Raw genomic sequence first — 18,396 nt, forward strand, 5'->3', positions numbered from 1 at the left:
CGACCCGACCTGGTCACCCGGCGTCCTTCCCCGCGCCGCCCGTCACCCCGACGCGGTGAACCGCTCCCGCAGCTCCGCCAGCACCTGAGCCGCCTCCGGCAGCCCGGCCGCCTCGCACTCCGCGATGCCGGCGGTCAGCCGGGCCACCGCCGCCGCGGTGCGGCCGAGGTCGCTGCCCTCGATCAGGGCGGCCAGCCGGACCGACTCCGCCCGCGGCGCCCCGGCCCGATCGCCGCCCTGCCCGTACGCCTCGACAGCCCGCTCGACCTCCGCGAGCGCCTCCTCGTACCGCTCGGCGACGGCCAGGCAGAGCGCCCGCTCGTAGTGCGAACCGCCGCGCAGGTACCAGGTGTTGTACTCCTGACCGCGCTCGTCGGCGGTCGCGCCGACCGCGTCCGCCTCGGCCACCAGCGCCAGTGCGGCGGACAGGCCGTCCGCCCCCTCCGCGCGTATCGTGATCCGCGCCAACTCCCGCAGCGTGGCGGCCATCTGGTCGACCTGCGGAGCCTTGGCATGGGCCTCGCGGGCCCGTCCGAGGGCCGCCTCGGCGGCTTCGTGGCGGTCCGCCTGGGCAAGCGCCAGGGTGGCCTCGCAGGCGACCATGGTGTGGGTCTCCTGGTCCTCCCAGTCGGCCACCAGGTCGGCCAGCCGCAGGTACTCCTCGGCGGCGTCCCGGTACTCCTCCAGTTCGACCAGGCCCCGGGCGAGGTCCAGCCGGGTCTGGGCGAGGATCCGGACGTCCAGCCCGGCCGCCGACGCGTCCAGCAGCACCGACTCCAGGACGGCGACCGCGTCCGCCGCCCGCCCGGTGTCGCGCAGCACGTCGGCCAGCTGCAGCCGGACCTGCGCGGCCTCCTCGACGGCCTCCGCACCCTTGCGGTCGTAGCGCGCGGCCGCCTCCGACAGCGCGCGGACCGCGCCCCCGAGGTCGCCCACCTGCAGACAGGAGTGGCCGAGCATCATGTACGTCGGCGCGTACGGATAGGAGTCCTCGCCCCAGCGCGCGGCCTCGGCCAGCGCCCGGTGGAACACCTCGACTGCCTGGCCGGGCTCGCGGCCCTGCAGCAGCACCTGGCCCAGCAGGCCGAGCACCCGCGGGGTGTGCCAGGGCAGTTCGGCCGCGTCCAACTCGGCCAGCACCTCGCGCAGTTCGTCGGCCGCCTCGGCCAACCTGCCCTGCCGGGCGGCGGCGTCGGCGGTGTACTGCCGGGAGGTGGCGGCGCGGCGGGCGGAGCCCAGCTCGACGGCACTCCGGTGGTAGCCGCCGACGGCCGCCTCGAAACGCGCGGCGGTCTCCGCGGAGGGCTCGGGCAGCGCCTCGACCAGGTCGTGGTGGGCCGCGTAGGCGCGGGTCTGCAGCACGATCAGGTAGTCGTCGTCGGTCAGCTCGCCCGTCGCCCGCAGCTCCTCGGCCCGGGCCAGCGCCGTGTCCAGCGCCGCCCAGTCGGCGGTCCGGCCCCCGCTCCCGCCGGCGCCGACGGCGGCCCCCGCATCCGCGTCACCGGCGTCCGCAGCGCCGGCCGCGTCACCGGCCGCCCCGTCACTGGCCGCCCCGTCAACCGCCGCACCGGCCGCGGCCGCGTCACCGGCTGCGCCACCGGCCGCCGCGTCAGCCTCCGCACGACCCGGCTCCTGGTCGAGTTCGACGATCAGCGTCCGGGTGCGCACCATCAACGCGGGCCCGGGCATCCCCGCCGCCTCGAACAGCTCCGCGGCGGCCAGCAGCCCGGCCTTGCCCTCGGCGTGCGCGTCGCGCTGCAGCGCGTCGTGGGCGCGCTGCTCGGCGAGTTCCGCGCGCAGCCGCTCGGGGCTGCCGACCGCCGTGCCCTCGGGGTGGGCGAAGTCCGCGGCGGCGACGCGCTCGGCGATCCGCTTCCAGAGCCGGTCGGAGTCCGGGTGCCCGAGGGCTTCCAGTTCACGGGCCCGGACCACGAGGGCGGTGAAGTCCTCCGGTTCCGCCTCGACCGTCCGGCGCGGCGCGGGCGGGACGGCCGGGGCCGCGGACAGCTCGGGCGCGGCGGCGGCGCGCACGCCCAGGGCCAACGGCTCGTCCAGCAGCGGCTCGACGGCCAGCCGCGCGCGCCGCGCGGCGCCGACCGCGTCGGTGCCGTTGCGGGCGTCGAAGCGGGCGGCCAGCGCGTCCGCCTCGGTGCGCAGGTGGGCGAGCAGGGTGTCCACCGTCCAGGCGGTGCCGGCCGGGCCGCTGACCGCGAGGTCGCCGTGGCCCGCCCTCGCCAGGCCGGCGATCAGCACCTCGACGCCGGTCAGGAAGTCCAGCCGGGAGGCGGCCTCGCCGGTGACGGCGAACAGGTCGCGGTTCTCGGCGAGCAGTTCCAGGCCGCGCGGCTCGTTGCCGGACAGTGCGCAGAACTCGATGTGCCGGGCGACGGAGGACAGCATCGAGGACTTGCCGCGCGCGAACCGGTAGCCGGTGAGGTGCGCGGAGCGGGCCTCGTCCGGCCGGCCCCGGCGCAGCAGCGGCAGCAGGGCGACCGACTGGCTCAGGTAGGGCTCCAGCTCGCAGGTGCTGCGGCCGGTCAGCACCGGGGCCAGCACCTCCAGCGCGCGGGCGTCGTCGCCGAGTTCGAGGGCGTGCCGGGCGCGGGCGCGGGTCTCGCAGGCGTGGCAGTCGCTCATCTCGGAGCGCGGACGGCCCGCCCACAGCTCGTACGCCTCCTGGAGGCCGACGCCGGTGAGGCCGGCCAGGTGGTAGCGCTCGGCGTAGTACGGCTGGAGGCCGTAGCCGGCCGCTCGGTAGCGGTCGCGCAGTTCGGTGAGCCAGCGCTCGACGGCCGCCAGCGGCACGTCCGGGTTCTGCCGCAGCGAGCCGGCCACCCACTTGAAGCGCCAGAACACCTGGTGGCGGGCCCAGTCGCCGAAGCCGTCCGGGTCCTTGTCCCAGAGCCCCAGCACGCGCGCGAACACGACCGGGATCTTGTTGCGCTCGCCGTCGTACTCGTAGGCCTCCATCAGTTCGAGCAGGGCCATCGAGCGGACCTTGGTGTCGTCGAACTGCTCGGCGGCGTCGACGAGTTCCTCGGCGGTGACGGTCCGGGAGCGGCCGTACGGACGGGAGTCGTTCTCGTGCAACGCGGCCATCACCGCGTCGGGGGTGTCCAGCATCACGCCTCCTGCTCGCCGTCGCGGTCCGGGCCGCCCGCCCCGCCCGGTCCACCGATTCCACCTGCTCCACCGACGCCGCCCGCTCCACCGGCTCCACCGAGCTCGTGGCCGAGCATGGCGTGGTCGAGCAGGCTGATGAACGAACGGTTGAGCAACGCGGACTCGCTGGCCTTGAGCGGACGGCGGGTCATCAGCACGGCCTGCCCGTACAGCGCCTCGACGGCGGTGACGGCCAACTCGCGGTTGGTCACGGTCGCCGCGCGGCGCACCAGCGGGTTGAGGTGGTTGAGCACCAGCTGGGCGCGGGGCACCTCGGCGCGCAGCGAACCGAGGATGTCCGCCCACAACCCGTCCGCCTCGTCCGCGAGTTGGGCGCGGTTCCGTTCGTGCCGGGCCTCCCGGTTGTCGAGCAACAGGGCGGGCGCGTTGGTCGGGTGGAAGCTGCGCAGGGCGACGTCGCAGTCGAACCGGCCGACCACCTCGCGGGCGATCGCGAGGAAGGCGTTGGCGGCCAGCTCGGCGGCCGGGTCGACGGTGTCCAGGTGCGCGGTGACGGTGCCCGGGTCGAGGTCGGACACCGAGACGCCGGGACGGATCTCGGGCAGCCGGTGCACCAGGTCGCGGTCGTAGGTGTAGCCGCCGTTGACCACGCCGAGGCCGGCCGCGCCGGCGATCGGGGCGACCTGGCGGAACTCCTCGACCGTACGGGCCACCAGCACCACCGGGTGGCTGCGGGCGAACTCGTCCAGGGTGACGTTGCCGTCGGTGGTCTCGAACGGCAGCCAGGGCAGCATCATCCGCAGCAACTCGTCGTCGTAGCGCGCGAGTTCCTTGACGGCCAGGTGGTGGACGGACAGGAAGCGGTGCAGCAGCGCCGGGTCGCTCGCGGACAGGCCGGTCAGCCAGTCGCGGATCCGGGCACCGAGCGCGTCCCGGACGGCGGCCAGCGTCTCGTCGGCGTACAGGCCCTCGCGGGAGGCGGTGGGGCGCAGCCCGTCGGTGTCGACGACGCAGCGGACGAAGAAGGCCCAGTCCGGCAGCAGTTCGTCGGCCTGGTCGGACAGCAGCATGCCCTTGAGGTGCACCCGGTGGCCGTTGCGCCGCGACGGCGGGGCCGCGTCCGGCAGCACGTACGCGACGCCGCGCAGGCCGACCAGCGGCAGGTCCAGCTCGATGGTGTCGAGCGGGGTGAAGTCGAAGGTGGCGCGGCAGTACTCGCCGAGCGCGTCGCGCTTGGCGAGCGGGGAGGCGTGGCGCTCGGCCCACGGCGGGGTGCGGTTGACCCGGTGCTCGGTGCCGCCCGCGTCGATCACGGTGACGTCGTGGCGCAGCAGGCTGCCGAACTCCCGGGCGAGGGTGAGCACCCGGCCGGGGCGGGTCCACTCGACGGCGTCGGCTCGCGGGGCCAGGGTGACGGTGGTGCCCGGCTCGGGCTTGGCGGCGGCGGGCAGGGTGCGGATGGTGTAGCTGCCGTCGGAGCTGCCGCGCCATTCGATCACCGGGGCGTCCGGCGTGGCGGCGGAGCGGGTGACCACGGTGATCTCGTCGGCGACCACGAAGCAGGCGAGCAGGCCGATGCCGAACTGGCCGATGAAGTCGCCGCGGGCCCTGGCCAGTCCGTCGCCGTCGATCCGGCCGTCGGCGTCGCGCTTGGAGCTGCGGCCGATGGTGGCGAGGAAGGTGTGGACGTCCTTCTCGGTCAGGCCGACGCCGGTGTCGGTGACGGACAGTTCGTCGTCGGCGCGGACGGTGATCCGGGCCGGTGCCGCGGGGTCGAGGGCGCGGCGGGCGGAGATCGCGTCCACCGCGTTCTGCAGCAGTTCGCGCAGGTAGACCCGCGGGCTGGAGTAGAGGTGGTGGGAGAGCAGGTCCACCAGGCCGCGCAGGTCCACCTGGAAGGTGTGCGCACTCGTCGGGTTGTCGGTCGGGGACACCGGAGGCTCTTTCGATCGCGGGGCGGGTGGCGGTCAGGGGACGCGGCTCGGCGTCAGGGGACGCTCGGGGTCGGTCGGGGTCAGGGGATGGTCAGGGGTGGTCGCGTCAGGGGACGGTCGGCGTCACGGGACGGTCGGGGGTGGTCGCGTCACGGGACGGTCGGGGTCGGGGGCGGGGCGATGCCGGGAATCGGTCGGGGTCGGGAACGGCAGGCGTCGGGAAACGGCAGGCGTCAGTACGCGGCGCAGCGGTCGCGGTGGGCGCGGAAGGTCCTGACCGGGTCCCCCGACAGGTAGTGCCAGGGCGACTCGGTGACGGCCCCGTCCAGCGCGTCGAACAGCAGCCGGGCGGTCTTGCGCTGGTCGGCCAGCGAGAAGGCCATCGCAAAGGTGTTGAAGGTGCCCTGCCAGCCGCGCACCGGTTCGAAGTCCGGGTGCAGCACGGAACGGAAGGCGGCCTCCTGCAGCTCGGCCAGCACGGTCGGGCTGGTCAGGTACGCGCGGTCCTCGCCGTCCGGGAGGTCCAGCCAGTGCTCCAGGTGCGCGAGCGCGACCAGCTCGCCGAGGTGACTGCCCTCGGGCGCGGCCAGCATCGCCGAGCGGGCGAAGCCGTGCATCTCCTCGTGCGAGCCGCCCCACTTGGCGCACAGCTGCTGCAGCCGCTGGCGGTGGGAGCCGCCGTGTTCGGGCGAGCGGCGGACGGCGGCCTCGAAGCGGCAGGTGGCGACCTCCGGACCGAGCGAGGCACCGCGGGCGCTGACCTGCAGGAAGTACCAGGGGGCAAGCCAGGCCGGCTCGCGCTCGGCCACTTCCAGCAACTGCTCCTCGGCCGTGTCCAGCCGCTGCCGGAACACCTTCCACTGCTCCTCGGTGACGTTCTTGGCCCGGGCACCCGTGCGCGCCTCCCAGGCCCAGGTGATCTGCCGGGCGCCGGAGAGCAGCAGCGCCACCGTGTCGTCCGGGGTGTCGTCCAGGACTCGGCCGGTCCACGCCTCGACCCCGGGCACGTCGGCGATCACCCCGGCGAGGTACGTCAGTTCGGCGCCGTCCTCGACGGCGGACAGCACGGGGCGCAGCGCGGCCCAGTCCCCGGCCGCGGCCTGCGCGAGCACCAGGCGCACGGCCGCGTCCCCGAACGTCGGGTCGAGCCGCGGCTCGGCACCGCCGGACGCCGCGGGCGCCGCGGTGGAGCGACGGCCGAACCCGAACCCGCGCCACCCGGCCCGGTCCTGCGCGCCCTCCCCGCCGGAGCGGCGTCGGAACAGCGGCATGTGGTGGCCCCCTCGAACGTCATCGGCATCTTTCGCATGGCCGTACTGCAGCCACTCCAGATGGAGTACATATCACGCCCGACTGACATCCGTTTCCCCAGCCCAGCGCCCTCCCGGGCCGGAAGCGGAGCGGAGCCCGTCCGGGGACGGAGCAGAGCGGAGCCGGAAGCGGAGCGGAGCCGGGAACAGGACCGGGGCCGGGCACGGAGCGGAACCCGGGGCCGGGCACGGAGCGCAACCGCACCCGAACCGGCACCAGCGGGCATCAAGGGTGACATCTTGCTGCCTGACAGCGATCTGCCACCGTCTCTCGCACCGCACCGCACCGACGATCCGTCACCCTTGGTACCGTGCACGCCATCCGTTTCCACCTGCGCGCCCCCGACGGCTCCCGCAGCACCGACCAGCCGACCCCCGAGTCCGTGCGGGACGGGCTGGAGCGCGGGCTGCGCGGTCCGGTCCGGGTCGGGCACGCCCGGATCGTGGCCGGGCCCGGCACCGTGGACGCGGTGGTCTTCACCCTCGCCGACGACCTGATCACCGCCGAGGCCGCCCTGACCGCGGCCTGCGCCGAACTGGTGGGCACGGACGGCCCACTGCCCGGCTGGCGGGTGGCCCACTGCGGGTTGGACACCTGGCTCACGCTCGGACCGTACGAACCCAGCCACCGCTGACGGGCGGACGGCCGCACCGCCGGCGCCCGTCAGCAGCACCCGCCACCCGGACTCAGGCCGGCCCCGGCCCGGCGTCCGGCGTCCGGCCCGCCTGCGCCTGCTCGATCCGCTGGACCAGCATCACCGCGAACCGCCGCGTCGCGGCCACGTCCACCGGGCCGCCCTCGGTGGTCACGCTCGCCACCACGGTGCCCGAGCGCACCACGATGCCGACGCCCTCGCCCTCGGCCAGCGGCCCCTGGAAGGCCTGGCTCTCGCTGCCCAGCACCGGGGTGTCGAGCTTCTTGAACGGCCCGGCGGCGTACGAGGTGTACGTCTCCTTCAGCCGGTTCTTCGCCGCGTCCCGGCTGGGCAGGGTCTCCACGATGAAGCGGGTGACCACGTCGCCCGAGGAGAACCGGACCGACGCGCTGAGCGGCTTGCCCGCGCAGGGCTTGGCCGCGGTGCAGGTGACGGCGTGGTCGGCGGTGTCGACCCGGCGCTTCTCCTCCTCCCACCCGGCCATCGCCTTGGCGTCCGGCAGCACCTGGCCGACCAGCTTGTCGTCCAGCAGCGCCGCCTCCAGGTCCGCGGTGGGCGCCGCCACGGGGGCCGGCGCGGAGGCGGGTGCACTCGCGGGCGCTGTCGCGGGGGCCGGAGCCGCCCCGGACCCGGACCCCGCCGCCGACGGTGCGGCCGGGTCCGCGGGCGCGGATGCCGCAGCCGTTCCGGCGGCCGCGCTCGCCGCCGCGCCCGGCGCCCCGGACGCCGTCGGCGCGGCGCCCTTCGACCCCCCGGACGAGCATCCCGCCAGCACCGCTGCCAGCACCCCGGCCGCAACCCCGGCGGCCATCCGCCGACCACCCATCCCCATTGCCCGCTCCCTCCGGCTGTCCGTGACCCCTCAACATAGCCGCAGCTCCACCCCCTTCCACCCCCGCCCCCTTCCACCTCCGCCCTCACGCCTGCCGCCCACGTTCCCGCCCGCATGCCCGCCGCCGCGGCCCGCCCCGGCCAGTAGCGTCCACCCGGGCACGACGACCGACAGCGGCCGGCAGCGACCGACGACGGGGGCGACATGACAGACGCGGACGGCCGACCACGGGACACCCACCCGCCGGCGCCACCCCGCCGGACTCCGCCCCCGACCGACCAGGCCCCGACCGACCAGGCCCCGACCGACCCCACCGCGCCCGACCTCACCGCGCCCGACCAGGCCCCGCTGGTCCGGGCAGCCCAGCAGGGCGACGCCCTCGCGCTGAACGAGGTGATGAGCCCGCTCATGCCGTACGTCGGCCGGGTCTGCGCCCCGATCGCACGGCAGGACGCCCCCGACGCCGCCCAGGAAGCGGTGATCGCGATCGTCCGGAACCTGCCCCCGACTCAGGGCCCCCGAAGCACTGTTCCGCCGGGCCCGGACCATCGCCGCCCGCGAGGCCGTCCGGTTCGTGAGCCGCGCCACGGCCGGCCCTGGCCGGACCGCCGTCGGCAGCGCACCCCTCTCCCCGTCTCGTCGACGAGCAACCCGACCTGCGCGACGGCGAGTTGGCCGCTGACGTCCACGATGCCCTGGAGCGCCCGCCTCCCGGCCATCGCGCCGTTCTGACGTTTCGTCACATCAATGGAATGGACGAGCATTCGGTGTCCGAGATCCTCGACATCCCGCTCGGCAGCGTCCGTTCACGACTCTTCGCGGCTGACCGTCCCCACCCATCTGCTCGGCGGCGCGCCGGACCCGGTGATCCGCCCCCCGCCCTGCTCTCCCCCGCCGGTGCTCCGGCGGACCGCCTGACGGCCGAAGTCCTGCCCGGCTGCGGGCACTTCCTGCCGCCGAGCGTCCCGAGGAGGTGGCCGCCGCCGTCCGCCGCCTATTCGCCGACGGCGTCCGACCGTGACCGGACCCGCCGCTCCAGGCGGTCCAGCAGCACCTCGCCGCGCCGGTCGACGGGCTCGCCGAAGAAGCGCTGCACCGGCCCCGCGCCGGGCACCCGCGGGGTGGCGAGCAGGGCGAAGCGCGTCCCGTCGCCGTCCGGTACGGCGGCCATCCCGCCGAGCAGCACCCGGCTCCGCATCAGGCACCACCCGCCACGCAGCACGACCTCGAACTACTCCCGGTGTCCCACCGCACTCACCGCGGCCCCCTCCCGCCGACCGCCGGGCCCGGCGGGACCGACCTCGAAGGAGCGCAACCCGCTGATCAGGCGGGGCAGTTCACCGGACAGGTCGCCCACGACCGACCACACCTCGTCGAAGCCAGCCGCGATCCGGCGCTCGGCGAACAGCGGACGTCCGGGCCCGGCCTCGGCCGGCACCCGCCGCCGCCGCACGGCGCCCCACTCGACCGTCGGCCACCCGTCCGCCGTCCCCGCCCCTCCCACCAGCCGACGCCCGACGCCCGATCACCACCCTCGGGCACCCGGGACCCGGCACCGGGCACCGCAGGCCGCGTGCCGACCGACCGGGCCGACCGACCGGGCCGACCGACCGGGCACCCGGCCGGCACCTAGCGCCGCCGGAAGGACCCCGGTACGCCGACGGGGCGGCGACCAACCGGTCACCGCCCCGTCGTACGACCCCACCGACGGATCAGACCGCCGGAGCCGGGTAGGTCGGGTACTCGACACCCGAGATGTACTGCACGACCCGCACGACCTGGCAGGAGTAGCCGAACTCGTTGTCGTACCACAGGTAGAGGATCGCGTTGTCGCCCTCGACCTTGGTCGCGCCGGCGTCCACGATCGAGGCGTGGCGCGAGCCGATGAAGTCGCTGGAGACCGCGTCGGGCGAGTCGATGAAGTCGATCTGGCGCTTCAGCGGCGAGGTCAGCGAGACGTTGCGCAGGTACTCCAGGACGTCCTCGCGGTTGGTCTCCCGCTTGAGCTGGAGGTTGAGGATCGCGATGGAGACGTCCGGCACGGGCACGCGGATCGAGCTACCGGTGATCTTCGCCTTGAGGTCCGGCAGGGCCTTGGCGACGGCCGAGGCGGCACCGGTCTCGGTGATCACCATGTTCAGCGGTGCCGAGCGGCCACGGCGGTCGGCCTTGTGGTAGTTGTCCAGCAGGTTCTGGTCGTTGGTGAACGAGTGGACGGTCTCCACGTGGCCGCGGACCACGCCGTACTCGTCCTCCATCGCCTTCAGCGGCGGGACGATGGCGTTGGTGGTGCAGGAGGCGCAGGAGATGATCTGCTCGTCCGGCTTGATCATGTCGTGGTTGACGCCGTGGACGATGTTCGGGACGTCACCCTTGCCCGGAGCGGTCAGCACGACCTTGGCGATGCCGGGGCGCAGGTGCTTCGACAGGCCCTCGCGGTCACGCCACCGGCCGGTGTTGTCGATCAGGATGGCGTCCTTGATCCCGTACTCCGTGTAGTCGACCTTGGTCGGGTCGTCGGAGTAGATCACGGTGATCTCGTTGCCGTTGACGACGATCTTGTTGTTCGTCTCGTCGACGGTGATCGTGCCCTGGAACTGGCCGTGGATGGAGTCCCGGCGCAGCAGCGAGGCGCGCTTGACCAGGTCGTCGCCGCCGCCGTTGCGCACGACGATGGCCTTCAGCCGCAGACCGTTGGCCGAGGCCTTCTCGATCAGCAGGCGGGCGACCAGGCGGCCGATGCGGCCGAACCCGTACAGCACGACGTCCTGGGCGGACCGGCGCTCCAGCTTGTTCTCACCGGTGGCACCGGCGACGGCCTGGGCGGTGAACTCCTCCACCGACAGACCGTGGTCGTCCGCCTTGTACGTGGCGGCGAGCATGCCGATGTCGATCTGCGAGGGGCCGAGGTCCAGGGCGGTCAGCGCGCTCAGGAACGGCATCGTCTCGGTGACCGAGAGCTCCTCGCCGGCTATCTGCCGGGCGAAGCGGTGCGTCTTGAGGATGCTGACCACCGACTTGTTCACCAGGGAACGGCTGTGGCACAGGACGGTGACGTCCCGCTCCCGGTGCAGCCGCCCGATGATCGGGATCATCGACTCCGCGATCTCCTCGCGGTTCTTCCAGTCCGTGAACACGTCGTCGTTGACAGTCACAAGTCCATCTTTCGAGCTGAGGGTGTTGCCCACATGGTAGCTTCGCCCGCTCCCGACCCAGCGGCCGGTCCCGCCCTTCGCGCCCACACCGAAGCCCCCGACCTGCACTTTCCCCCACGCCCCCACCCCAGAAGGTGATCACCGCCACCCTCGGACAGCACCCGCCGGCGCCGCCGAGGGGGCCGGCGTCCCGGAGGACGACGGAGCCAGGCACCACCGCCGACCGGGCGCGCGCCGCCGTTTCGTCCACCGACCCGACGCGGACCCGGAGCCGACCCGACACGGACCCGACGCGGACCCGGAGCCGACCCGACGCGGACCCGATGCCGGCTCGGCGCCGACCGGCGCGACGCCCCGCACGGGCTCCCGGAGCCGGGAAGGCACGCCCGCGACGAGGCGAGCCGGCGCGGGGTCGACGGGCCCGAACCGGACGGACCCGCAGCGAACGTGCGTCCGCCCGCCCGCTCCCGCGCGTTCCACGCCCGACCTTGGGAAGCCGTTGCGGTTCCGGGGTGGTTCGTCCACGCCGCCCCGCGCGGGGCGCCCCCGGTCGGCGTCGCGTGGCGGCCACCCGCCGTCGTCCCGAGTGATCGTCGGGCCGGTACCGGGCCAGTACAGTGAGCGCACTGCCCGACCGGACAGAGGTGTGAGGGGGCCTGCGTGGCGACGCTGGGTATGCACCGGGACTTCCTGCTGGAGTTCGCGGCGCTGGAGAAGTCGGTGCAGCGGCGGGTCTTCGAGACCTTCGAGAAGTTCACCGTGGCGACGCACGCCGGCACGCACTTGGAGAAGCTCACCCACCAGCGGGATCCCCGGATCCGCACCATCCGGATCACCGACTTCTGGCGCGGGGTCGTCCTCAAGGCCGACCGGGGCGACGGCTACCTGCTGCTGAAGGTCCTCCCGCACGACAAGGCCAACGACTGGGCGGGCAAGCACCGGGCCTCGGTCAACGCCGCCACCCAGGGCGTCGAGATCCGCAACGACGTCGCGCTGGAACGCGCCACCGAGTCGCTGCGGACCCGGGCGTCCGACGAACCCCGGCGGCTCTTCGCCGACCGCTCCGACAAGGTCCTGCGCAGCCTGGGCATCGACGAGGAGATCCTGCCGATCATCCGGCTGCTGCCCGACGAAGCCCATCTGGAGGCGCTCCACCGGGTCCTGCCGGAGCAGCAGTTCGACGTCCTGATCGGTCTCGCCAGCGGGATGGAACCGGCCGACATCGACCGCGAGATCGTCCAGGCGTACGCGCGGGCGGCGGCTCCGGCGGGCGCCGAGCGGTCCGGGGACGAGCTGGTGTCGGCGATGGCCCGCGCGCGCGGCCGGGTCGCCCTGGTGTCCGGTCCCGAGGAACTGCTGGAGATCCTGGAGCGCCCCTTCGACGCGTGGCGGATCTTCCTGCACCCGGCGCAGTACCGGATCGCCTACCGGGAGTCGTACAACGGTCCGGCCCGCGTCACCGGCGGTCCCGGGACCGGCAAGACCGTGGTGGCCCTGCACCGGACCTACCACCTGGCGCGCCGGCTGCCGCCGGACGCCCCCGACGGGTCGGTGCTGCTCACCACCTATACCAAGGACCTCGCCGCGGAGCTGGAACGCTGCCTCGGTCTGCTCGTCACGGACGAGCGGATCAGGGCGAAGGTCCGGGTGGTCACCGTCGACGCGCTGGCCAACGAGCTCCTCCGCCGCGCCCTCGGCGGCGCCCCGCTGAAGATCGTCTTCAACCAGCGCGCGGTCCTCGCCCGTTGGCGGCGGGTCGCCGACCGGCTCGGCGTCGACTTCACCGACGTGTTCCTCGACCAGGAGTGGCGACAGGTCGTCCTGGCCCAGTCGATCGAGGGCCCGGAGCAGTACCTGAAGGCGTCGCGGACCGGCCGGGGCACGACCCTCGGGCCGCTGAAGCGGGCCCAACTGTGGCGTGCGGTCGCCGCGTTCGAGGAGGACCTGCGACAGACCGGGGAGCGGACCTTCCTGCAGGTGTGCGCGCAGGCCGCGCGGACGCTCGACGAACAGGGGCACCGCCCGTTCCGGCACGTGGTGATCGACGAGGCGCAGGACCTGCACCCCGCGCAGTGGCGGTTCCTCCGCGCCGTCGTCGCACCCGGACCGGACGACCTCTTCCTCGCCGGTGACCCGCACCAGCGGATCTACGGGAACAAGGTCTCGCTGCGCTCGCTCGGGATCCAGGTGGTCGGCCGGTCCTCCCGGCTGCGGATCAACTACCGGACCACGCACGAGATCCTCAGCTGGTCCGCCTCCCTGCTCACCGGCGAACGCCCGGACGACATGGACGGCGGGGAGGAGTCCCTGGTGGGCTACCACTCGACCCTGCACGGCGCGCATCCCGAGACGCACGGTCACGCCGACAGGTCCGAGGAGATCCGGGCGCTCGTCGCCCGCATCGGGGAGTGGACCGCCTCGGGCGTGCGCCCGGAGGACATCGGCGTCGCCGCCCGGACCGCCCAGCTCGGCCGCGACATCGCCCAGGCCCTGGACCACGCCGGAACCCCCGCGTACGTGCTCGGAAACGCGCCGTCCCCCGGCGTCCGGATCGGCACCATGCACCGGATGAAGGGACTGGAGTTCCGCTGCGTGGCCGTCGTGGGCGTGAGCGACGGCATGGTGCCCATGCAGAGCGCGATCACCCCGCAGGACACGGACCCGCAGCAGCACCAGGAAGACCTGAACAGCGAGCTGAGCCTGCTCTTCGTGGCGTGCACGCGCGCCCGGGAAGCCCTGCACGTGTCCTGGCACGGCACACCGAGCGACTTCCTCGCGCCGGTCGTGCAGCCGCGGACGCCGGAACCCCGACGGGCCGACGCCCTGGTCCGCTGACCGCACGCTCCGGTCCGCTCCGGTCCGCTCCCGCGGTGACCGTTCCCGTCCGTCCGCGGGCGCCGAGTGGCGCCCCCACGGCCGGAGTTGCCCGGGGCCCGGCAGGGTGGGGTAATGGGAGGCGTCCGGCGTTTGAGCGTTCCGCGAGAGACCCGGGAGCAGGCAATGACCGGTGGTCCCGAACCCATCAGTGCCGAGGGCCTGCGTGCGGTGCAGGAGGAGTTGGCGCAGCTGCGGACGGATCGGGGGGAGGTGGCCGAGACGCTGCGCGGCGTGGAGCCGGTGGGCGACCGGGCGGACGCGGCGGACGAGTTGCAGCGGGCGTCGGAGGTGACGCGGCTGGACCGGCGGATCGCCGAGCTGGAGGAGCGCCTACGGGAGGCGTCCGTCGCCGGCGCACCGTCGACGGAGGTGGTGGGGGTGGGGTCCACCGTCACCGTGCGGTTCGCGGACGGTGACGAGGAGACCGTCGAGGTCGCGGAGCTCGCCGAGGAGCGGGAGCTGACGCTGGTGACCTCCGACAGTCCGCTCGGCAAGGCCCTGCTCGGGCGCCACGCCGGGGAGACGGTGCACTACGAGACGCCGGGCGGCGCGACCAGTGCGGTGGTGCTGTCGGTGGGGCGGAGCACGGACTAGCGCAGCGGCTCCGTGCCGTCACGCTCCCGAAGAGCCCGCCGCGCCCTCGAAGGGCCCGTGCCCCGACCGCCCTGACCGTGGTGCGGACATTCCCGATCGCCCGGTCGGGGAAATCCGGCGGACCGTTCCGGAATCCACGATAAGCGGCGCCTATCACCCCACAGGAACCACCTCTTTGACGCGCCACCGCCCCGGACTCCACACTGGCAGGAAGGAATCCGGAAAACGAAACCCGGGTCAACGGTACGCCGGTAAAAGGGACACCGTAAAACGGGACGCCGGAGAATCGGCGAGCCGAGAAATCCGGGCAAGGGGCGGCGCAGCACGTGGTCATCATCGACGACCTGGTGGACGCCCTCGCCCCGACTCCACCCGCCCCCGGAATTTCCCGGGCCGCACACCGCTCGCCCTGCCGGACGGCATTCACGGGCCCGGAATCATCACGTCGATGATTTCCGCGAGAACGACACCGAGCACATCGACATCGGGTGATTCGACGCCGCAGACGATTTCCGTCGGGCCGCCGCCGAATTGTCCCGTACCCGTTCCGGCACGCCGGTTCCGGCCGTCCGCAGGATCGGCGCAACCGTCCGTGGGGGCGAGAGAGCAGAGCACGCAGATGTCCACCCGCTGGCTCCCGGTGGCGGCGGCCGTGGCCGTCGCCGCCTGGGGCGCGAACCAGTTCACCGCCCTGGCCACCGTGTACCGGGTACGCACCGACTGGTCGGCGCTGTCGCTGGCCGCCATGTTCTCGGTGTACCTGGTCGGGCTGGTGCCCGGTCTGTTGCTGGGCCGCCCCGCCGCGGACCGCTACGGCCGGCGGCGGGTGGTGCGCGGCGCGCTGGTGCTTTCCGCCGCCGCGAGCGCCGTCCTGGCCGTGGCGGACGAGTCGGCCGTGTTCGCGGCCCGGGCGGCCACCGGCTTCGCCGCGGGTCTGGTGTTCCTGGCCGGGGCGGCCTGGCTGCGGGAGCTCTCCGGCCCGTCCGTGCCGCCCGCGGTGTCGGCCCGGCGGGCGGTGTGCGCGACCGGGGCGGGCTTCTCGGGGGGTGCGCTGGTCTCCGGGGTGCTCGCCGAGTGGCTGCCCGGCCCGATGGTGCTGCCAGCACTCGCCCACGCCCTCGGCTGCCTGCTGGTCCTGTGGGCCACCCGCCGCCTGCCCGATACCGGGCCCGCCGCCGCACCGGGCAGCGCGGCGAGCACCACACCGAGCACCGCACCGGCCCGCGGTCCGGGCTCCGGCCCCGCCCCGAGTACCGGCACCGGCACCGGCACGGCCCCCAGCCCCTGCCCCGGACAGGGCCCCGGACAGGGCGACGGACACCGCGCGGCCGTCCGGCACCCCCGCTTCCGCTACGTCGTACTTCCCGCCAGCCCCGCCGTACTCGGCTCCGCCACCGTGGCGTACGTCGTGCTGCCCCCGCTGGTCGCCGACCGCGTCCCCGGCCACGCGCCGCTGTTCGGCGGCCTGGTGGCGGCGCTCACCCTCGCCACGGGCGTGCTCGCCCAGCCCTTCGCGGAACGGCTGGACGACCGCGGCAGCGCCCGGGCGACCCTCACCGCGATGGCCACGGTGATCGCCGGGCTCCTGGTCGGTGCCCTCGCCGCCGAGCGCGACTCGGTGGCGCTGGTGCTGGTGGCCGCCGTCGTCCTCGGCACCGGGTACGGGCTGACGCTCGGCGCGGGTCTGCACGAGGTGGAGCGGCTGCCCCGCACGCCCTCCGGGCCCTCCGGCCCGAGCGCCGCCTCCCTCTACCAGAGCACCACCTCCAGCGGCTTCCTCACCCCGCTGCTGCTCGCCGGGACGGCCGGCCACGCCTCCTACCCGGCGCTGCTGACCGGCATGGCCGCGGTGGGCGTGCTGTGCCTGGCCGTGACGGCCGCGCACAGCCGCCGTCACCTGCCCGAACCGGACCTCGTGGCGCACCTCCCCCGCCGAACGCGCGAGGATTCATGCGTAGCGTCCGCCACGACCCCGCCGAGGAGCCGACGACCATGGGCCGAGTGACCGTCCCGCGCAGAGTGCTGCGCCTGCGCCAGGGCACGCCCACGCACCGCCCCGACACCCTGGCCGCCGAGGAGCCGATGGAGATCCGGGTCGGCGGGCGTCCGCTGACGGTGACCATGCGCACGCCCGGCAGCGACTTCGACCTGGCGGCCGGATTCCTGGTCAGCGAGGGCGTGCTGCACGCCGCGCACCAGGTGGCCGGGATCCGGTACTGCGCCGGTGCCACCGCCGACGGCGGCAACACCTACAACGTCGTGGACGTCGTCCTCGCCGCCGGTGTGCCCGCCCCGGACGCCTCCCTGGAGCGCAACTTCTACACCACCTCCTCCTGCGGCCTGTGCGGCAAGGCCAGCCTGGACGCGGTGCGCACCACCGCGTCGTGGAGCGTCGCCGGGGACGAACTGCGTGTCACCCCCTCCCTGCTCTCCGCCCTGCCGGACCGGCTGCGGGCCGCCCAGAAGGTCTTCGACAGCACCGGCGGCCTGCACGCGGCCGGGCTGTTCGACGCCGACGGGCGGCTGCTCTGCCTGCGCGAGGACGTCGGACGGCACAACGCCGTGGACAAGGTGGTCGGCCACGCCCTGCGCGAGGGCCTGCTGCCGGCCCGCGGCACGGTGCTGATGGTGAGCGGCCGGGCGTCCTTCGAGCTGGTCCAGAAGGCCGTGATGGCGGGCGTCCCGATGCTCGCGGCGGTCTCGGCCCCCTCCTCGCTGGCGGTGGACCTCGCCGAGGAGACCGGTCTGACCCTGGTCGGTTTCCTGCGCGGCGAGTCGATGAACGTGTACACCCGCACCGACCGCATAGACACCGGCACCGGCACCGGCACCGGCACCGGCACCAGCACCCGGACCGCAGCCGGCACCGACGCCGCAACCGGCACCGACGCCGGAACCGCCGGCGGAACCGGAACGGACCCGGCCGCCGCCCCCGCGCCGGAGGCCGGGTAGATGCTCTTCCGCCAGCTCGAGTACCTCGTCGCCCTCGCCCGGGAGCGCCACTTCGCCCGCGCCGCCCAGGCCTGCCACGTCTCCCAGCCGGCCCTCTCCGAGGCCGTCCGCAAGCTGGAGGACGAACTGAAGGTGCTGCTGGTCCGGCGCGGCCGCGCCTACGAGGGGCTCACCCCCGAGGGCGAGCGGATCGTGCTGTGGGCGCGGCGGATCCTGGCCGACCGGGACGCCCTGCGGGACGAGGTGGACGCGCTGCGCACCGGTCTGAGCGGACGGCTGCGGATCGGCTCGGTGCCGACCGCCTCGGGCGCCGTGTCGCTGCTCACCGGGCCGCTCTGCGCCGCCCACCCGCTGGCCACGGTGGAGCTGTCCACCGATCTGCGTTCCGAGGAACTCCTGCGCCAGGTGCGGGACTTCGAGATCGACGCGGGCATCACCTACCTGCCCGGGCCGGGCGCCGACGACCTGCGCACGCTCCCGCTGTACGAGGAGCGCTACGTCCTGTTGACCGGCCTGGCCGACGAGTTGGCCCGGCACCCGGGGGCGACCTGGACGGAGGCCTCCCGGCTGCCGCTGTGCCTGCTGCACTCGGGCATGCAGGGCCGGCGGGTGCTGGACGAGGTGTTCGCGGGCCTCGGGCTGGAGCCGACCCCGCGGGTCGAGACGGACTCGGTGGCCTCGCTGTTCGCGCACGTGCGGACCGGGCACTGGGCGAGCGTCGTGCCCTACGCCTGGCTGCACGTGTTCGGGGTGCCGCACGGCATGCAGGCCGTCCCGCTGGTGGAGCCGGTGCACAGCGCGTCGATCGGCCTGGTGATCGCCGCCCGCGAGCCGGGTTCGGTGATGGCCCGCGCGCTGCTGGACGTCGCCCGGCGGACGGACGTCGCCGCCGTGCTGGGCAGCCTGCCGGGCGTGTGAGTGCTCGCCGCGCAGGGCCCGGCGGGCGGACGTAGTCTCGGTCCA

At 74.4% G+C, this 18,396-nt stretch carries 15 protein-coding genes; 7 read left to right on the forward strand and 8 right to left on the reverse strand.

Features of this window, described 5'->3' with window-relative positions:
• Window positions 1-42 precede the first annotated feature (42 nt).
• The 3 genes from ACFV04_RS02340 to ACFV04_RS02350 all read right to left on the reverse strand — a co-directional run bounded on the left by ACFV04_RS02340 (window position 43) and on the right by ACFV04_RS02350 (window position 6,328).
• Window positions 43-3,123, reverse strand: a complete 3,081-nt coding sequence (locus ACFV04_RS02340; RefSeq protein WP_380526247.1) for a hypothetical protein — start codon at window positions 3,121-3,123, stop codon at window positions 43-45.
• The gene (locus tag ACFV04_RS02345; RefSeq protein WP_380526249.1) at window positions 3,123-5,057 is read right to left on the reverse strand and encodes an HSP90 family protein; all 1,935 of its coding nucleotides are present in this window, start codon (window positions 5,055-5,057) and stop codon (window positions 3,123-3,125) included. The genes ACFV04_RS02340 and ACFV04_RS02345 overlap by 1 nt, the downstream gene beginning before the upstream one ends.
• A gap of 233 nt (window positions 5,058-5,290) precedes the next feature.
• Window positions 5,291-6,328: a hypothetical protein gene (locus ACFV04_RS02350; RefSeq protein ID WP_380526251.1), complete on the reverse strand. Its 1,038-nt coding sequence runs from the start codon at window positions 6,326-6,328 to the stop codon at window positions 5,291-5,293.
• 350 nt (window positions 6,329-6,678) lie between these two features.
• Here ACFV04_RS02350 and ACFV04_RS02355 point away from each other — a divergent pair, with 350 nt between their 5' ends.
• Window positions 6,679-7,002, forward strand: a complete 324-nt coding sequence (locus tag ACFV04_RS02355) for a hypothetical protein (RefSeq protein WP_380526252.1) — start codon at window positions 6,679-6,681, stop codon at window positions 7,000-7,002.
• Between the two features lie 52 nt (window positions 7,003-7,054).
• Here ACFV04_RS02355 and ACFV04_RS02360 read toward each other — a convergent pair whose 3' ends face one another.
• Window positions 7,055-7,588 (reverse strand): hypothetical protein, encoded by a 534-nt coding sequence (locus tag ACFV04_RS02360; protein ID WP_380526254.1) that lies wholly within the window; start codon window positions 7,586-7,588, stop codon window positions 7,055-7,057.
• A gap of 471 nt (window positions 7,589-8,059) precedes the next feature.
• Between ACFV04_RS02360 and ACFV04_RS02365 the strand changes: the two genes are divergently transcribed.
• Window positions 8,060-8,587: a hypothetical protein gene (locus ACFV04_RS02365; protein WP_380526256.1), complete on the forward strand. Its 528-nt coding sequence runs from the start codon at window positions 8,060-8,062 to the stop codon at window positions 8,585-8,587.
• A gap of 262 nt (window positions 8,588-8,849) precedes the next feature.
• On the opposite strand, the gene ACFV04_RS02370 is transcribed toward ACFV04_RS02365, so the two are convergent.
• The 3 genes from ACFV04_RS02370 to ACFV04_RS02380 all read right to left on the reverse strand — a co-directional run bounded on the left by ACFV04_RS02370 (window position 8,850) and on the right by ACFV04_RS02380 (window position 11,010).
• Window positions 8,850-9,053: a hypothetical protein gene (locus ACFV04_RS02370; RefSeq protein WP_380526258.1), complete on the reverse strand. Its 204-nt coding sequence runs from the start codon at window positions 9,051-9,053 to the stop codon at window positions 8,850-8,852.
• A gap of 33 nt (window positions 9,054-9,086) precedes the next feature.
• Window positions 9,087-9,308 carry a hypothetical protein gene (locus tag ACFV04_RS02375; RefSeq protein ID WP_380526260.1) on the reverse strand — a complete coding sequence of 74 codons (222 nt, stop codon included), beginning with the start codon at window positions 9,306-9,308 and terminating at the stop codon, window positions 9,087-9,089.
• Window positions 9,309-9,567: 259 nt separating this feature from the next.
• On the reverse strand, window positions 9,568-11,010 hold the full coding sequence (locus ACFV04_RS02380) for a glyceraldehyde-3-phosphate dehydrogenase (protein WP_380336287.1): 1,443 nt from the start codon (window positions 11,008-11,010) through the stop codon (window positions 9,568-9,570).
• Window positions 11,011-11,670: 660 nt separating this feature from the next.
• Here ACFV04_RS02380 and ACFV04_RS02385 point away from each other — a divergent pair.
• Together ACFV04_RS02385 and ACFV04_RS02390 are read left to right on the forward strand one after the other, a co-directional pair.
• Window positions 11,671-13,845, forward strand: coding sequence for a UvrD-helicase domain-containing protein (locus tag ACFV04_RS02385; RefSeq protein ID WP_380526261.1), 2,175 nt, complete (start codon window positions 11,671-11,673; stop codon window positions 13,843-13,845).
• 165 nt (window positions 13,846-14,010) lie between these two features.
• Window positions 14,011-14,481 (forward strand): GreA/GreB family elongation factor, encoded by a 471-nt coding sequence (locus ACFV04_RS02390; RefSeq protein WP_380336282.1) that lies wholly within the window; start codon window positions 14,011-14,013, stop codon window positions 14,479-14,481.
• Between the two features lie 423 nt (window positions 14,482-14,904).
• Here the strand turns inward: ACFV04_RS02390 and ACFV04_RS02395 are convergent, their stop codons facing one another.
• Window positions 14,905-15,108 (reverse strand): hypothetical protein, encoded by a 204-nt coding sequence (locus ACFV04_RS02395; RefSeq protein WP_380336280.1) that lies wholly within the window; start codon window positions 15,106-15,108, stop codon window positions 14,905-14,907.
• Between ACFV04_RS02395 and ACFV04_RS02400 the strand changes: the two genes are divergently transcribed.
• From ACFV04_RS02400 to ACFV04_RS02410, 3 genes are read left to right on the forward strand one after another with little or no spacing between them, the layout of a single operon-like run.
• Entirely contained in the window at window positions 15,101-16,486 is a 1,386-nt protein-coding gene (locus ACFV04_RS02400) for an MFS transporter (RefSeq protein ID WP_380526263.1), read from the forward strand. The two genes, ACFV04_RS02395 and ACFV04_RS02400, sit on opposite strands and share 8 nt — an antisense overlap.
• Entirely contained in the window at window positions 16,474-17,433 is a 960-nt protein-coding gene (gene fdhD, locus ACFV04_RS02405; RefSeq protein ID WP_380526265.1) for a formate dehydrogenase accessory sulfurtransferase FdhD, read from the forward strand. Before ACFV04_RS02400 ends, fdhD begins: the two co-directional genes overlap by 13 nt.
• Complete coding sequence (locus ACFV04_RS02410; protein ID WP_360250796.1) at window positions 17,434-18,351, forward strand: LysR family transcriptional regulator; 918 nt, start codon at window positions 17,434-17,436, stop codon at window positions 18,349-18,351.
• The last annotated feature ends 45 nt before the right edge of the window (window positions 18,352-18,396 follow it).

This window comes from Kitasatospora sp. NPDC059599 (assembly GCF_042735125.1).
Lineage (GTDB): Bacteria > Actinomycetota > Actinomycetes > Streptomycetales > Streptomycetaceae > Kitasatospora.

Coding starts and splice junctions, on each gene's coding strand:
- ACFV04_RS02365 (WP_380526256.1), top strand. CDS start 8,060: ATGACAGACGCGGACGGCCGACCACGGGACACCCACCCGCCGGCGCCA.
- fdhD (WP_380526265.1), top strand. CDS start 16,474: ATGGGCCGAGTGACCGTCCCGCGCAGAGTGCTGCGCCTGCGCCAGGGC.
- ACFV04_RS02340 (WP_380526247.1), bottom strand. CDS start 3,123: ATGCTGGACACCCCCGACGCGGTGATGGCCGCGTTGCACGAGAACGAC.
- ACFV04_RS02410 (WP_360250796.1), top strand. CDS start 17,434: ATGCTCTTCCGCCAGCTCGAGTACCTCGTCGCCCTCGCCCGGGAGCGC.
- ACFV04_RS02400 (WP_380526263.1), top strand. CDS start 15,101: ATGTCCACCCGCTGGCTCCCGGTGGCGGCGGCCGTGGCCGTCGCCGCC.
- ACFV04_RS02350 (WP_380526251.1), bottom strand. CDS start 6,328: ATGCCGCTGTTCCGACGCCGCTCCGGCGGGGAGGGCGCGCAGGACCGG.
- ACFV04_RS02390 (WP_380336282.1), top strand. CDS start 14,011: ATGACCGGTGGTCCCGAACCCATCAGTGCCGAGGGCCTGCGTGCGGTG.
- ACFV04_RS02370 (WP_380526258.1), bottom strand. CDS start 9,053: ATGCGGAGCCGGGTGCTGCTCGGCGGGATGGCCGCCGTACCGGACGGC.